The organism is Pseudomonas sp. EggHat1 (genome assembly GCF_014892995.1).
GTDB classification, from domain to species: domain Bacteria; phylum Pseudomonadota; class Gammaproteobacteria; order Pseudomonadales; family Pseudomonadaceae; genus Aquipseudomonas; species Aquipseudomonas chaetocerotis.
On the sequence record NZ_JACKQK010000010.1, the window covers coordinates 51,257 to 64,351 of the forward strand.

The following is a 13,095-nucleotide window of genomic DNA, read 5'->3' on the forward strand; positions in this document are numbered from 1 at the left end:
CAGTCGATCATCGTATGCTGCGGCGAACCACCTCCAGAGGCATTTCCTTGCAACCGAGCCGCCCGATGACGGCCATGAGGACACCATGAGCAAGACCAACGAATCCCTGCTGCAACGCCGTGCCGCCGCCGTACCGCGCGGCGTCGGCCAGATCCACCCGATCGTCGCCGAGCGCGCCGAGAACGCCACCGTGTGGGACGTCGAAGGCCGCGAGTACATCGACTTTGCCGGTGGTATCGCCGTGCTGAACACCGGCCACCTGCATCCGAAGGTGATCGCTGCCGTTCAGGAGCAACTGACCAAGCTGACCCACACCTGCTTCCAGGTACTGGCGTACGAGCCCTACATCGAACTGTGCGAAGAGATCGCCAAGCGCGTGCCGGGCAACTTCGCCAAGAAGACCCTGCTGGTGACCTCCGGCTCCGAAGCCGTGGAAAACGCCGTGAAGATCGCCCGTGCCGCCACCGGCCGCGCCGGCGTGATCGCCTTCACCGGCGCCTACCACGGCCGCACCATGATGACCCTGTCGCTGACCGGCAAGGTCGTGCCGTACTCCGCTGGCATGGGGCTGATGCCCGCTGGTGTGTACCGCGCCCAGGCGCCGTGCCCGCTGCATGGTGTGAGCGAGGACGAGTCCATCGCCAGCATCGAGCGCATCTTCAAGAACGACGCGCAGCCGCAGGACATCGCCGCCATCATCATCGAGCCGGTGCAGGGCGAGGGTGGTTTCTACGTCAACTCGCCGGCCTTCATGCAGCGTCTGCGCGCCCTGTGCGATCAGCACGGCATCCTCCTGATCGCTGATGAAGTGCAGACCGGCGCGGGCCGTACCGGCACCTTCTTCGCCACCGAGCAACTGGGTGTGGTGCCGGACCTGACCACCTTCGCCAAGTCCGTCGGCGGCGGCTTCCCGATCTCCGGCGTGTGCGGCAAGGCCGAGATCATGGACACCATCGCCCCCGGTGGCCTGGGCGGCACCTACGCCGGCAGCCCGATCGCCTGCGCTGCGGCCCTGGCCGTGCTCAAGGTGTTCGATGAAGAGAACCTGCTCGCGCGTTCCAATGCCGTGGGTGAGAAGCTCAAGGTGGGCCTGAAGACCATCGCCGAGAAACACAAGGTGATCGGTGACGTGCGCGGCCTGGGTTCGATGGTCGCCATCGAGCTGTTCGAGGGCGGTGATCACAGCAAGCCGGCGGCCGAACTGGTCGGCAAGATCGTCGCCCGTGCTCGCGACAAGGGCCTGATCCTGCTGTCGTGCGGTACCTACTACAACGTCATCCGCTTCCTGATGCCCGTCACCATCCCTGATGCGCAACTGGAAAAAGGCATCGCCATCGTCGCCGAGTGCTTCGACGAACTGGCCTGAGCCCAGGATCAGGGCACGCCTGGTGCGTGCCCGCCGTGACCAAGACCCGCCTGCGTGCGGGTCTTTTTTTGCCGGGCGTTTCGTGTAGGCGCCTTGCGCAGCGGGGCTACCGATGCATCAGGCGCGTCATGCCGGCTGTGCAGCGAACAGAAAAAGGCCCGCATCAGGCGGGCCAAAGGGTGACAAGCAACAACAGGATTCGGGGGCGGGAACCTGTCTGGCGTTTTCCAGTCAGGTACTTACTTGGGTTCGAAGATCACGTAGACCTTGCGGCAGGCTTCGAGTACTTCCCAGGTGCCGGAAAAACCGGCGGGAATCACGAAGCGGTCGCCAGCGCGTACGGTCTTGGCATTGCCATCGGCATCACGTAGCACGGAAACGCCCTGGAGAATCTCGCAGTACTCGTGCTCGCTGTAGCTCACCGTCCACTGGCCCACGGCGCCTTCCCAGATGCCGGTGCTGAATTGGCCGCAAGGGCTGCTGTAGTGGTTGCGCACGCTCTGCTCGGGGTCGCCCTTGAGCACTTTTTCCGGTGCGGGGCGATAGTGCTCGGCGGCCGTGCCGGCCTGGGCGAAGTCGACGATCTGCTCGATGTTCATCTGGCTGTTCCGTTGTGTCGGTGGCGGCAACCGCGCGACCAGCAGGGCCTTCGCGGGAAAGTCGTGGCAGCAGTCTATGTTTAAAAAAACGAACATGACAAGGGCTTTTGCCGGGCTGTGTCAAAAATATTGAAAAGCCACAGCCCTCTGGTTTAGTGTGTCGAACAGGATTTGGCCAGCGATCTGGCCTTGCAGAATTATTGACAGTGCGCGCCCTCGCGGACGCCGCTTCCACCCATTGAGAGGATGCCGGAATGACTAGCCTGACTCGTGCCGACTGGGAACAGCGTGCCAAGACCCTGACCATCGAAACTCGCGCATTCGTACACGGTGAGTACCGCGCCGCCGAGTCTGGCGCCACCTTCGAATGCATCAGCCCGGTCGATGGCCGCCTGCTCGGCATGGTGGCCAGCTGTGACCAGGCTGATGCCGACGTGGCGGTCAAGGATGCCCGCGCTGCCTTCGAATCCGGCGTGTGGTCACGCATGGCCCCGGCCAAGCGCAAGAAGGTGATGATCCGTTTCGCCGAGCTGATCGAAGAGCATGGCCAGGAACTGGCGCTGCTGGAAACCCTCGACATGGGCAAGCCGATCAGCGACTCGCTGAGCATCGATGTGAACAGCGCCGCCAATGCCATCCGCTGGAGCGGCGAGGCGATCGACAAGATCTACGACGAAGTCGCGGCCACCGCCCACGACGAGCTGGGCCTGGTCACCCGCGAGCCGGTCGGCGTGGTCGCCGCCATCGTGCCGTGGAACTTCCCGCTGTTGATGACCTGCTGGAAGCTTGGCCCGGCGCTGTCCACGGGTAACTCGATCATCCTCAAGCCGTCCGAGAAGTCGCCGCTGACCGGTATCCGCATCGCCCAGCTGGCCATCGAGGCCGGCATTCCGGCGGGCGTGTTCAACGTGCTGCCAGGCTTCGGCCACACCGTCGGCAAGGCCCTGGCCCTGCACATGGACGTCGACACCCTGGTGTTCACCGGTTCGACCAAGATCGCCAAGCAACTGATGATCTACGCTGGCGAGTCGAACATGAAGCGCGTCTGGCTGGAAGCCGGCGGCAAGAGCCCGAATATCGTCTTCGCTGACGCGCCGGACCTGCAGGCTGCTGCCGAAGCGGCTGCCAGCGCCATTGCCTTCAACCAGGGCGAAGTCTGCACCGCCGGTTCGCGCCTGCTGGTGGAGAACTCCATCAAGGACACCTTCGTGCCCATGGTGGTCGAGGCGATCAAGGCCTGGAAACCGGGCAACCCGCTGGACCCGGCGACCAACGTCGGCGCGCTGGTCGACACCACGCAGATGAATAATGTGCTGAGCTACATCCAGGCCGGCCATGACGATGGCGCCAAGCTGGTGGCCGGCGGCAAGCGGGTGATGGAAGAAACCGGCGGCACCTACGTCGAGCCGACCATCTTCGACGGCGTCAACAACGCCATGCGCATCGCCAAGGAAGAGATCTTCGGCCCGGTGCTGTCAGTGATCGGTTTCGACGATCAGGACGAAGCCATCGCCATCGCCAACGACACCGTCTACGGCCTGGCCGCAGCGGTATGGACCAGCAACCTGTCGCGCGCCCACCTGGTCGGCAAGGCACTGCGCGCCGGCAGCGTGTGGATCAACCAGTACGACGGCGGCGACATGACTGCGCCGTTCGGTGGCTTCAAGCAGTCCGGCAACGGCCGCGACAAGTCGCTGCATGCGTTCGACAAGTACACCGAGCTGAAGTCCACCTGGATCAAGCTGTAACGATAGCGGGGCGATCTCCTGGTCGTCGGCCATACGGCGTTGCGTCCTCGCTTTCAATGCTCACGTACTGCAGTACGCTGCGCTTGAAAGCTCCGGGGCGCCTTGTCTGGCCCTAGCCCAGGAGATCTTTATCGAAGTTGGTTCCGGGCGAAGATCTGTTTTAGAACGGCCGGGTTCCCAAGGAACCCGGCCGTTGTCTTTGCAGTGGCTCGTCTGCCAAGGAATTCGCCAATGCGTTGGGGCACCTATTTCGCCGTCTGTGCGGCGGTCATCAGCATCGGGCTGGCACTGGGCGTGACCATGCCGCTGGTTTCGCTGCGCCTGGAAAGCTGGGGCTATGACTCCTTCGCCATCGGCGTGATGGCGGCGACTCCGGCTGTCGGCGTGCTGCTCGGTGCGTTGCTGGCCGGGCGTCTGGCGGCGCGCTTCGGCACCACCGTGCTGATGCAGCTGTGTCTGCTGCTGGGTGCGGTGTCGGTTGCGGGGCTGGCCCTGGTGCAGAATTACGCAGTCTGGGTCGGCCTGCGTCTGTTCATTGGCGTGGCGCTGACCGTGGTGTTCATCCTCGGCGAAAGCTGGATCAACCAGCTGGCGGTGGAGAAGTGGCGTGGTCGTCTGGTGGCGCTGTACGGCACCGGCTATGCCCTCAGTCAGCTCAGCGGCCCGTTGCTGTTGACGGCGCTTGGCACGGCCACCGATGCTGGTTTCTGGACGGGCGTTTGCCTGCTGATCGGCGGTTCGCTGATTTTGCTCGGGCGCACCGGCGCACCCAGGGTGGATGCGCACAGCGCTTCGGGGCGCGGGCTGCTGGTGTTCTGCCGCAAGTTGCCGGCGATTGCCTGGGCGGTGATGCTGTTCGCAGCCTTCGAAGCGATGATGTTGACCCTGCTGCCGATCTACGGCCTGCGCCAGGGCTTCCCTCAGGAGGTCGCGCTGCTGATGGTCAGCGTCGTGGTGGTGGGCGATGCGGTGCTGCAACTGCCCATCGGCTGGCTGGCCGACCGCATGTCGCGGCAGTTGCTGTTCCGTGGTTGCGGCATCGTGCTGCTGGTGTCCAGCCTGGCTATTCCGCCGCTGTTGCATACGCCGGTGATCTGGCCGGTGCTGGTGGCCTTCGGTGCCAGTGCCGGCGGCCTGTTCACCCTGTCGCTGATCATGATCGGTGAGCGTTATCGCGACGACGAGCTGGTGCGCGCCAATGCCCATGTCGCCCAGCTGTGGGGCCTGGGCTGCCTGATCGGGCCACTCACCACCGGCGCTGTCAGCCAGTGGTTGAGCAGCCATGCGCTGCCGTTGCTGATGGCCACCGGCGCCTTCGTGTTCATTATCCTCGCCAGCCGGCGCGGCGCCTTCAGCGAGATGGAAACGGTGAGCGTGGCGCGTTCCTGAGCTGCTTCAGCGTCATTGCCCCGGCATCTGGGTATGTTGCAGGTCGGCCTCTTCGATCAATTCGGCGATGGTCGTGCCGATCTGCTTCACCGCCGCCTCGATCACGTCGCTCGGCGGCTCGGCGTAGTTGAGGCGGATGCAGTTACGGTACTTGCCCGCTGCCGAGAAGATGCTGCCCGGCGCGATCTGGATCTTGTGCGGCAGCAAGGCGCGGTTGAGCTTCTGGCTGTCGAAGCCCTGGGGCATCTCCACCCACAACATGAAGCTGCCCTGCGGGCGGCTGACCCGGGTGCCGGCCGGGAAATAACGGCTGACCCAATCCACCATCAGGTCGCGGTTGCGCAGGTACTGCGCACGCATGCGCCGCAGGTGCGGTTCGTAGTGCCCGTCCTTGAGGTACTCGGCGATGGCCAACTGCGGCAACTGGGCGGTGCTGCCGGTGCCCAGGTACTTCATGTGCACCACCTGCTCCAGATAGCGCCCGGGAGCGATCCAGCCGACGCGCAGGCCCGGCGCCAGGGTCTTGGAGAAGGAGCTGCAGAACAGCACACGACCGTCCTCGTCGAAGGACTTGATGCTGCGCGGGCGTGGGTAGCTGTAGGCGAGGTCGGCGTAGACGTCGTCCTCGATGATGGCTACGTCGAAGCGTTGCGCCAGGGCGACCAGGGCGCGCTTGTTGGTGTCGGGCATGATGTAGCCGAGCGGGTTGTTGCAGTTCGGCGTGAGCTGGATGGCCTTGATCGGCCACTGCTCCAGGGCCATTTCCAGGGCGTCGAGGTTGATTCCGGTGAGCGGGTCGGTGGGCAGTTCCAGCGCCTTCATGCCGAAGCCCTTGAGCGCCTGCATCACGCCGTGGAAGCTCGGCGAGTCGACCGCGACGATGTCGCCGGGCTGACAGATGGCGCGCACCGCCGCCGACAGTGCTTCGTGGCAACCGGTGGTGACCACCAGATCTTCGGCCTCCAACTGGCAGCCGGAGTCGAGCATCAGCCGGGCGATCTGTTCGCGCAGGCGAATATCACCGCGGATGTTGCCGTAGGTAAGCACGTCCGGGTCCTGCCGACGCGCCTGGCGTGACAGATTGCGCAGCAGCGGCTTCAGCGTCGGGCCGCTTATATCCGGGCGACCGCGGCCCAGCGATAGGACCTCATGGCGACCAGGGCTACTGATCAGCTCCAGGACGTGATCCCACTGCGAAACCTCCACCGGCCTCTGTGCCGTGCGACTGATCTGCGGCAGCGCGGGCATCTCTCGTCCCAGTGGCACGAAGTAGCCGGACTTCGGCCGCGGCGAAGCCAGGCCCATGTCCTCCAGATGGCGGTAAGCCTGCTGCACCGTGCTGAGGCTGACGCCGTGCTCCTGGCTCAGGCTGCGTACCGACGGCAGGCGGTCGCCGGGGCGGTAAAGCCCCTGCTCGATGCGGGTGCCGAGCAGCTCGGCCAGATTCAGATAGAGCGTCATGGCAGTCGTCCGGCTTGTGTGGGGTTTATGAAATGAAACCAGTACAGATCGGCGCGGAAATTCCCATTCAGGGGAAAGTCGACGGAATCTGTATGGAGTTAATAAGAGTTTTTTGAATCTGTCATGACTTTTCGTCTGACGGCATTCTGATCTCCCATGACAGAAGACAGCGGGAGAACAGCCATGACCGGGTACAGCAATACAGATTTCGTAGCAGTGGGTGAGGCCGTGCGGATTGCGACGCACGAGGGCGAGGTTCGCTATTTCGGCCGCGACTGGCCGGCCTTCTGGCGGCGCCTGAACACCCGCCGCGTGCTGCTCAAACTCAATGACCAGCAATTGCGCGATATCGGCCTGAGCCGCGCCCAGGCCGAGCGCGAGGCGAATCTGCCGTTCTGGAAGCTGTAGCCCGGATGCAATCTCGGCGCCTCCGCTGCCGTAGGAGCGGCTTCAGCCGCGAACCCTACAGCAGCTCTTTCAGCCGGTGCCAGGCCATGCCCATGGCCAACAGCGGCGAGCGCAGGTGCTTGCCGCCGGGGAAGGTCATGTGTGGCACCTGGGCGAACAGGTCGAAGCCGCGGCTTTCCTGGCCGGCGATGGCCTCGGCGAGCAGCTTGCCGGCCAGGTGCGTGGCGTTGACGCCGTGGCCGGCGTAGGCCTGGGCGTGGAAGACGTTGGGCTGATCCTTGAGTCGGCCGATTTGCGGCAGGCGGTTGGCGCCGATGCCGATCATCCCGCCCCACTGATAGTCGATGCGCACATCGGCCAGTTGGGGGAACACCTTGAGCATCTTCGGCTTCATGTAGCCAGCGATATCGGCCGGATCACGTCCCGAATAGTGGCAGGCACCGCCGAACAGCAGGCGACGGTCGGCGGAGAGGCGGTAGTAGTCGACGGTCACGCGCTGGTCGCACAGCGCCATGTTCTGCGGGATCAGCTGGCGCGCCTGCTCTTCGGAGAGTTGTTCGGTGGCGATGATATAGCTGCCGGCCGGTAGCACCTTGCCGCTCAGGGTCGGGTTGAGGCCGTTGATGTAGGCATTGCAGGCCAGCACCAGGTACTTGGCGCGCACCTTGCCATTGGCAGTGTGCACGCGCACCTCGCTGCCGTAGTCGATGCGCGTCACCGGCGAGTCTTCGAACAGCTGCACACCGAGCGACTGGGCGGCAGCGGCTTCGCCGAGCGCCAGGTTGAGCGGGTGCAGGTGGCCCGAGCCCATGTCGATCATGGCGCCGTGATAGTTGTCCGAACCAACCACCTCATGGATGCGCTCCTTCGGCACCATGCGCAGTTCGTGACGATAGCCGAGGCTTTCCAGCTCAGCCTTGTCTTCGGCGAAGCCTTCCATGTGCGCCGGTTTGTTGGCCAGGTCGCAGTAGCCCCAGGTCAGGTCGCAGTCGATCTGGAACTGCTCGACGCGATTACGCACGATCTCCACCGCCTCCAGGCCCATCAGCTTGAACTGACGCACGCCGTCCTTGCCGACCGCTGATTCGAACTGTTCGACATCATGGCCAACACCGCGAATCAGTTGTCCGCCGTTGCGGCCGCTGGCGCCCCAGCCGATCTTGCGCGCCTCCAGCAGCGCCACCGACAGGCCTTTCTGGGCCAGCTCGATAGCGGTGTTCAGGCCGCTGAAACCGCCGCCGACGATGCACACGTCCACCTGCAGCTCACCGCCCAGGGGCGGGTAGGCCTGCTGGCGATTGACGCTGGCGGCGTAATAGGAAGCGGCATGCTGCGGGCTGTGGACGGGCTGGTGAACGCGGGCGTTCATGTGCGAAATCCTGATTTTGTTGTGTGGAAAATTCAACGCAGCATAAGCGCGTGATCCGTCCGACGCCAATAGGTCAGCGGAAAAAAGCGCGATTTCCCGCTGGGTATCCCGGGCCTGCCCAGGTTGAGCGCAGCGGTTCCCGGATTGCATCCGGGCTACGTCTGGCCTACGGGCGCTGTAAACTGCTCCCTTCATTTCAAGGCGCCTGAGCATGAGCTGCACCGACCGCAAGATCGACCACCTGCGCCGCCAGATCCCGCGTTTCGATTGTGTGCCCGGTTGCCACGACTGCTGTGGGCCGGTCACGGCATCGTCCGAGGAACTGGCGCGCCTGCCGGTCAAGAGCGACGCCGAACATGACGCGGCGCTGGCCGAATACAACTGCGTGCACCTGGGGCCGAACGGCTGCGAGGTGTATGACCAGCGCCCGCTGATCTGCCGCCTGTTCGGTACCACGCCGAACCTGCCTTGCCCGCATGGGCGTGGCCCGGAGCAGCCCATCGAGCCGGCAGTCGAGCGTCAGGTGCATCGCCTGATCGCCAGCACTCGGCAGCGGTTGGTGTAGGAGACGGCATGAGCCTCACCATGCAGGGGAGGCGTGCTGCGCTGGTCCGTTATTGCGCTAGCTACTCGCTGTTTCAAGCCTGGTCTGCACCCGTGTTTTCTGTCTGTGCAGTCGAGCGTATCCAGTCCCTCACGGCGGTGATGGCCGGGTTGGCGTCATGGCGTGGCGGCCAGACCAACCAGTAGGCATAGTCGTTGGCGATCCGCTGTTCCGGGCAGGGCATTACCAGACGACCGGCGCGCAAGTCGGCCGCGGCCAGAAACAGCCGCCCCAGTGCAATGCCCTGTCCATCTACGGCGGCCTGAAGAGTGATGGCGGAGTCGGTCAGGTTCAGTCCTGCGGGTACTGGCAGATCCGGGTATCCGGCGGCACTGAACCATCGGCCCCAGTTCCCTTTAGGGGTGTCATGCAGCAGGCGATGGCTTAGCAGATCTGGTGGCGTGCAGGAAGCTGGCAAGGCCTTGCGTAGGGCTGGACTACAAAGCGGGGTCAGCGTTTCGGTGGACAGCAGAGCGCTGTTCAGACCGGGCCAGCCACCGGGGCCGGATCGCAGGCCAAGATCGAAGCGAGTGTCCCTGCCGTCCCACAGGTCGGTCGTTGTGGTCAATTGCAGGTCAATTTCTGGATGGGCTGCCTGAAAGGCGGGAAGTTGCGGCACCAGCCAGCGCGCGGCAAGTGACGGCAGAACGGTCATCCGTACCGGGCCATTGGCCGGGCGGCGAGCAGTGGCGCTGGCGGCAGCGATACGCTCCAGCGCCGGGGTCAGGTCAGCCAGGTAGGCGGTCCCGGTGGGTGTCAAGGCCAGCATCCGGCCTCGCCGCTCGAACAGCGGTTGGCCCAGCCACTCTTCCAGCAGGCGCACCTGATGGCTGATGGCGGCCTGCGTCACCGCCAGTTCGTCGGCGGCGCGGGTGAAATGCAGATGGCGGGCGGCAGCTTCGAACGCGCGTACGGCCCCCAGCGGCGGCAGACGGCGCATGAGCCTCTTCCATTAGCTGTATTTATCCAATGCCCGAGATTAGATCATTTCCCCGCTGCTGCAAACGACGGTTAACTCCCTGAAATCGATTAGGAAATGGGAGGTTGTGATGTCGCCGGAGCTTGTCGCGGTTTTTCTGGGGTATGCGGTGCCGATGGTGATCAGTCCGGGGCCTGGTAACACGGTGCTGGCGCTGTCCGGGGCACGTTTTGGGGTGGGAGGCACAGTCCCGTTCTGGCTGGGGTTTGAAGTCGGCAATGTTCTGCTATGTCTGCTGTACGGGCTCGGTTTTGGGGCACTGCTACTGCAATACCCGCAAAGTCATACGGTGATGCTGTGGGCGGGGGCGGCCTATGTACTGTATCTGGCCTGGGGATTCTTCCGCTCTGCTGCACCTGGCAAGAAGGCCCAGACCGTGGAGCGCATGGGGCTGGTCAGCGGCATCGTTGCCGTGCTGCTGAACGTCAAGATCCACTCGATGGTGGCAGTCATGTTTGCCCAGTTCCTCCGGCCGGACCGGGCGTTGGCTCCACAGGTGGCAGTGCTGACCGGAGCTTTCCTGCTGGTGGGGATCGTTTGCCATTTTCCCTGGATATATGGCGGGCGGGTGATTCTTGGGCGATTCACATCAGACCAATCCCTGCGGATACAGGGCCTTGTTTTCGGTGGTTTGATGGTGGCGGTGGCGATCTACATGGTCTTGGGTTGAGTCCCGCTTGGCCCTTCACTCACCGTCTCCATGGCACGAGTGGCAGAGCCCGCGCCCGCAGGATTACTCAGGCACCGGCAGCGCCAGGCTCTCCTTCACCTCTTCCATGACGATATAGCTCTTCGACTCACGCACGTGCGGCAGCTTGAGCAGGATGTCGCCTAGCAGCTTGCGATAGCTGGCCATCTCGTTGATGCGCGCCTTCACCAGGTAGTCGAAGTCGCCGGAGACCAGGTGGCATTCCAGCACGTGCGGCAGCTTGAGCACCGCGCGGCGGAATTCCTCGAAGGTGTCGCCGGACTTGTAGTCCAGGCTGATCTCGACGAATACCAGCAGGTTGGCCTTGAGGTGCTGCGGGTTGAGGCGGGCGTGGTAGCCCATGATGATGCCTTCGCGCTCCAGGCGCCGTACGCGCTCGGTGCAGGGCGTGGTCGACAGCCCCACGCGCTCGCCCAGTTCGGTGAAGCTGATGCGCCCGTCCTCCTGCAGGATGCGCAGGATGTTGCGGTCAATCTTGTCCAGTTCACGACGGCTTTGATGCTGGGTTCTCATGGGGAATCCGCCTCTGTAAAACGGCTTTTTGCCAAGAATTCTCGCCAAATATAGCTATGTATATGGTGAAAAGCACTGCACGGCTCTTCCTATACTGCGCCCATCTACAACAATGGCCTGTAACGCACGCGCTCTGGGCGCGGCGGGGAGAAAAACATGCGTGTTCTGGTTCTCGGCAGCGGTGTGATTGGTACCGCCAGTGCTTACTACCTCGCCCGTCAGGGCTTCGAGGTGGTGGTGGTCGACCGTCAGAATGGCCCGGCGCTGGAAACCAGCTTCGCCAACGCTGGCCAGGTCTCTCCGGGCTACGCTTCGCCCTGGGCCGCTCCGGGCGTGCCGCTGAAGGCCATCAAGTGGCTGCTGCAGAAACACGCTCCGCTGGCGATCAAGGCCACTGGTGACGTCGACCAGTACCTGTGGATGGCGCAGATGCTGCGCAACTGCACCGCCAGCCGCTATGCGATCAACAAGGAGCGCATGGTGCGCCTGTCCGAGTACAGCCGCGACTGCCTCGACGAGTTGCGTGCCGAAACCGGCATCGCCTATGAAGGCCGCCAGCTCGGCACCACTCAGCTGTTCCGCACCCAGGCTCAGGTCGATGCTGCCGCCAAGGACATCGCTGTATTGGAAGCTTCCGGTGTACCGTTCGAACTGCTCGACCGCGACGGTATCGCCCGCGTCGAACCGGCCCTGGCTGGCGTCAAGCACAAGCTGGCTGGCGCCCTGCGCCTGCCCAACGATCAGACCGGCGACTGCCAGATGTTCACCACCAGGCTGGCGGACATGGCCAAGGCGCTTGGCGTCGAGTTCCGTTTCGGCCAGAACATCCAGCGTCTGGACGCCGTGGGCGACCGCATCAATGGTGTGTGGATCGACGGCAAACTGGAAACCGCTGACCGCTATGTGCTCGCCCTCGGCAGCTACAGCCCGCAACTGCTCAAGCCGCTGGGCGTGCGTGCGCCGGTCTACCCGCTCAAGGGTTATTCGTTGACCGTGCCTATCGTCAACGCAGACATGGCGCCGACCTCGACCATTCTCGACGAGACCTACAAGGTCGCCATCACCCGTTTCGATGGCCGCATCCGCGTCGGCGGCATGGCCGAGATCGCCGGTTTCGACCTGTCGCTCAACCCGCGTCGTCGCGAAACCCTGGAGATGATCACCTCCGACCTCTACCCGGAAGGCGGTGATCTGCAACGCGCTGATTTTTGGACCGGCCTGCGTCCGGCCACACCTGATGGCACGCCGATCGTGGGTGGCACCGCCTTCCGCAACCTGTTCCTCAACACCGGTCACGGCACCCTGGGCTGGACCATGGCCTGTGGCTCCGGTCGCCTGCTGGCCGACCTGATGGCCAACAAACGTCCGCAGATCAGCGCCGATGGCCTGGATATCTCGCGTTACTCGCGCAAGGCGCGTGAAGTTCAGAGCGCACCGCAGCCGCTGCGCACCTGATAGCCTTCGCGCTTTCGCAACTCAAGGAGCTTTACCCTTATGTCGATTCAGCGCCTGCATGTGGCCAAACGCTACAGCGAAGTGGTGATCCACAACGGCACGATTTACCTCGCTGGCCAGTTGGCTGACGACTTCGCCGGTGACATCCGCGAGCAGACCCGCCAGACCCTGGCCAACATCGACAAGATGCTGGCCGAGGGTGGCAGCGACAAGAGCAAGATCCTCTCGCTGACCATCTTCCTCAAGGACATGGCCGACTACGACGGCCTCAACGCCGAGTACGACGCCTGGGTCGCCGACGGCAATGCGCCGGCCCGCGCCTGCGTCGAAGCGAAGATGTACAAGCCCGAAGTGCTGGTGGAAATGTGTGTGGTGGCTGCCGTCTGAGGCGGCCACAGCTTTTTGTTGCCTGCCATCCATGGCGGCAACCCTCCGGGCCGTCGCAAACGACGTCAAAAAATTCTCCCGGAATTTTTTTGTGTTGGCTTTTCACCC

13 protein-coding genes are annotated in these 13,095 nt (G+C 63.8%); 8 read left to right on the top strand and 5 right to left on the bottom strand.

The window, feature by feature from the left end:
* Positions 1 to 85: 85 nt before the first annotated feature.
* Positions 86 to 1,366: a 4-aminobutyrate--2-oxoglutarate transaminase gene (gene gabT / locus INS93_RS16380; RefSeq protein WP_160016879.1), complete on the top strand. Its 1,281-nt coding sequence runs from the start codon at positions 86 to 88 to the stop codon at positions 1,364 to 1,366.
* 239 nt (positions 1,367 to 1,605) lie between these two features.
* Here gabT and INS93_RS16385 read toward each other — a convergent pair whose 3' ends face one another.
* The gene (locus INS93_RS16385) at positions 1,606 to 1,965 is read right to left on the bottom strand and encodes a cupin domain-containing protein (protein WP_192983911.1); all 360 of its coding nucleotides are present in this window, start codon (positions 1,963 to 1,965) and stop codon (positions 1,606 to 1,608) included.
* Between the two features lie 254 nt (positions 1,966 to 2,219).
* On the opposite strand from INS93_RS16385, the gene INS93_RS16390 reads away from it, so the two are divergent.
* Together INS93_RS16390 and INS93_RS16395 are read left to right on the top strand one after the other, a co-directional pair.
* Positions 2,220 to 3,713, top strand: coding sequence for an aldehyde dehydrogenase (locus INS93_RS16390; RefSeq protein WP_192983914.1), 1,494 nt, complete (start codon positions 2,220 to 2,222; stop codon positions 3,711 to 3,713).
* Positions 3,714 to 3,944: 231 nt separating this feature from the next.
* Positions 3,945 to 5,102 (top strand): MFS transporter, encoded by a 1,158-nt coding sequence (locus INS93_RS16395; RefSeq protein ID WP_192983916.1) that lies wholly within the window; start codon positions 3,945 to 3,947, stop codon positions 5,100 to 5,102.
* Positions 5,103 to 5,114: 12 nt separating this feature from the next.
* Here INS93_RS16395 and INS93_RS16400 read toward each other — a convergent pair whose 3' ends face one another.
* Positions 5,115 to 6,563, bottom strand: coding sequence for a PLP-dependent aminotransferase family protein (locus INS93_RS16400; RefSeq protein ID WP_192983919.1), 1,449 nt, complete (start codon positions 6,561 to 6,563; stop codon positions 5,115 to 5,117).
* Positions 6,564 to 6,746: 183 nt separating this feature from the next.
* On the opposite strand from INS93_RS16400, the gene INS93_RS16405 reads away from it, so the two are divergent.
* Positions 6,747 to 6,971: a DUF1127 domain-containing protein gene (locus INS93_RS16405; RefSeq protein WP_192983921.1), complete on the top strand. Its 225-nt coding sequence runs from the start codon at positions 6,747 to 6,749 to the stop codon at positions 6,969 to 6,971.
* A 55-nt stretch (positions 6,972 to 7,026) separates the two neighbouring features.
* On the opposite strand, the gene INS93_RS16410 is transcribed toward INS93_RS16405, so the two are convergent.
* Entirely contained in the window at positions 7,027 to 8,340 is a 1,314-nt protein-coding gene (locus tag INS93_RS16410) for an NAD(P)/FAD-dependent oxidoreductase (protein ID WP_192983924.1), read from the bottom strand.
* Positions 8,341 to 8,551: 211 nt separating this feature from the next.
* On the opposite strand from INS93_RS16410, the gene INS93_RS16415 reads away from it, so the two are divergent.
* Positions 8,552 to 8,905 carry a YkgJ family cysteine cluster protein gene (locus INS93_RS16415; RefSeq protein WP_192983926.1) on the top strand — a complete coding sequence of 118 codons (354 nt, stop codon included), beginning with the start codon at positions 8,552 to 8,554 and terminating at the stop codon, positions 8,903 to 8,905.
* A gap of 73 nt (positions 8,906 to 8,978) precedes the next feature.
* Here the strand turns inward: INS93_RS16415 and gcvA are convergent, their stop codons facing one another.
* Entirely contained in the window at positions 8,979 to 9,884 is a 906-nt protein-coding gene (gene gcvA, locus INS93_RS16420) for a transcriptional regulator GcvA (RefSeq protein ID WP_192983929.1), read from the bottom strand.
* 109 nt (positions 9,885 to 9,993) lie between these two features.
* Here gcvA and INS93_RS16425 point away from each other — a divergent pair, with 109 nt between their 5' ends.
* Positions 9,994 to 10,593, top strand: coding sequence for a LysE family translocator (locus tag INS93_RS16425; protein WP_160016961.1), 600 nt, complete (start codon positions 9,994 to 9,996; stop codon positions 10,591 to 10,593).
* Between the two features lie 63 nt (positions 10,594 to 10,656).
* Here INS93_RS16425 and dadR read toward each other — a convergent pair whose 3' ends face one another.
* Complete coding sequence (gene dadR, locus INS93_RS16430; protein ID WP_013713454.1) at positions 10,657 to 11,145, bottom strand: transcriptional regulator DadR; 489 nt, start codon at positions 11,143 to 11,145, stop codon at positions 10,657 to 10,659.
* 156 nt (positions 11,146 to 11,301) lie between these two features.
* On the opposite strand from dadR, the gene dadA reads away from it, so the two are divergent.
* Together dadA and INS93_RS16440 are read left to right on the top strand one after the other, a co-directional pair.
* Positions 11,302 to 12,600 (top strand): D-amino acid dehydrogenase, encoded by a 1,299-nt coding sequence (gene dadA, locus INS93_RS16435; protein ID WP_192983932.1) that lies wholly within the window; start codon positions 11,302 to 11,304, stop codon positions 12,598 to 12,600.
* A 39-nt stretch (positions 12,601 to 12,639) separates the two neighbouring features.
* Positions 12,640 to 12,987 (top strand): RidA family protein, encoded by a 348-nt coding sequence (locus tag INS93_RS16440; RefSeq protein WP_074915290.1) that lies wholly within the window; start codon positions 12,640 to 12,642, stop codon positions 12,985 to 12,987.
* Positions 12,988 to 13,095: the final 108 nt, after the last annotated feature.

Bases quoted from the DNA above. Each gene is read 5' to 3' on its own strand.
- INS93_RS16395 (WP_192983916.1), top strand. From the start codon at position 3,945: ATGCGTTGGGGCACCTATTTCGCCGTCTGTGCGGCGGTCATCAGCATC.
- gcvA (WP_192983929.1), bottom strand. From the start codon at position 9,884: ATGCGCCGTCTGCCGCCGCTGGGGGCCGTACGCGCGTTCGAAGCTGCC.
- INS93_RS16385 (WP_192983911.1), bottom strand. From the start codon at position 1,965: ATGAACATCGAGCAGATCGTCGACTTCGCCCAGGCCGGCACGGCCGCC.
- dadA (WP_192983932.1), top strand. From the start codon at position 11,302: ATGCGTGTTCTGGTTCTCGGCAGCGGTGTGATTGGTACCGCCAGTGCT.
- INS93_RS16425 (WP_160016961.1), top strand. From the start codon at position 9,994: ATGTCGCCGGAGCTTGTCGCGGTTTTTCTGGGGTATGCGGTGCCGATG.
- INS93_RS16400 (WP_192983919.1), bottom strand. From the start codon at position 6,563: ATGACGCTCTATCTGAATCTGGCCGAGCTGCTCGGCACCCGCATCGAG.
- INS93_RS16405 (WP_192983921.1), top strand. From the start codon at position 6,747: ATGACCGGGTACAGCAATACAGATTTCGTAGCAGTGGGTGAGGCCGTG.
- INS93_RS16415 (WP_192983926.1), top strand. From the start codon at position 8,552: ATGAGCTGCACCGACCGCAAGATCGACCACCTGCGCCGCCAGATCCCG.
- INS93_RS16410 (WP_192983924.1), bottom strand. From the start codon at position 8,340: ATGAACGCCCGCGTTCACCAGCCCGTCCACAGCCCGCAGCATGCCGCT.
- gabT (WP_160016879.1), top strand. From the start codon at position 86: ATGAGCAAGACCAACGAATCCCTGCTGCAACGCCGTGCCGCCGCCGTA.
- dadR (WP_013713454.1), bottom strand. From the start codon at position 11,145: ATGAGAACCCAGCATCAAAGCCGTCGTGAACTGGACAAGATTGACCGC.
- INS93_RS16390 (WP_192983914.1), top strand. From the start codon at position 2,220: ATGACTAGCCTGACTCGTGCCGACTGGGAACAGCGTGCCAAGACCCTG.
- INS93_RS16440 (WP_074915290.1), top strand. From the start codon at position 12,640: ATGTCGATTCAGCGCCTGCATGTGGCCAAACGCTACAGCGAAGTGGTG.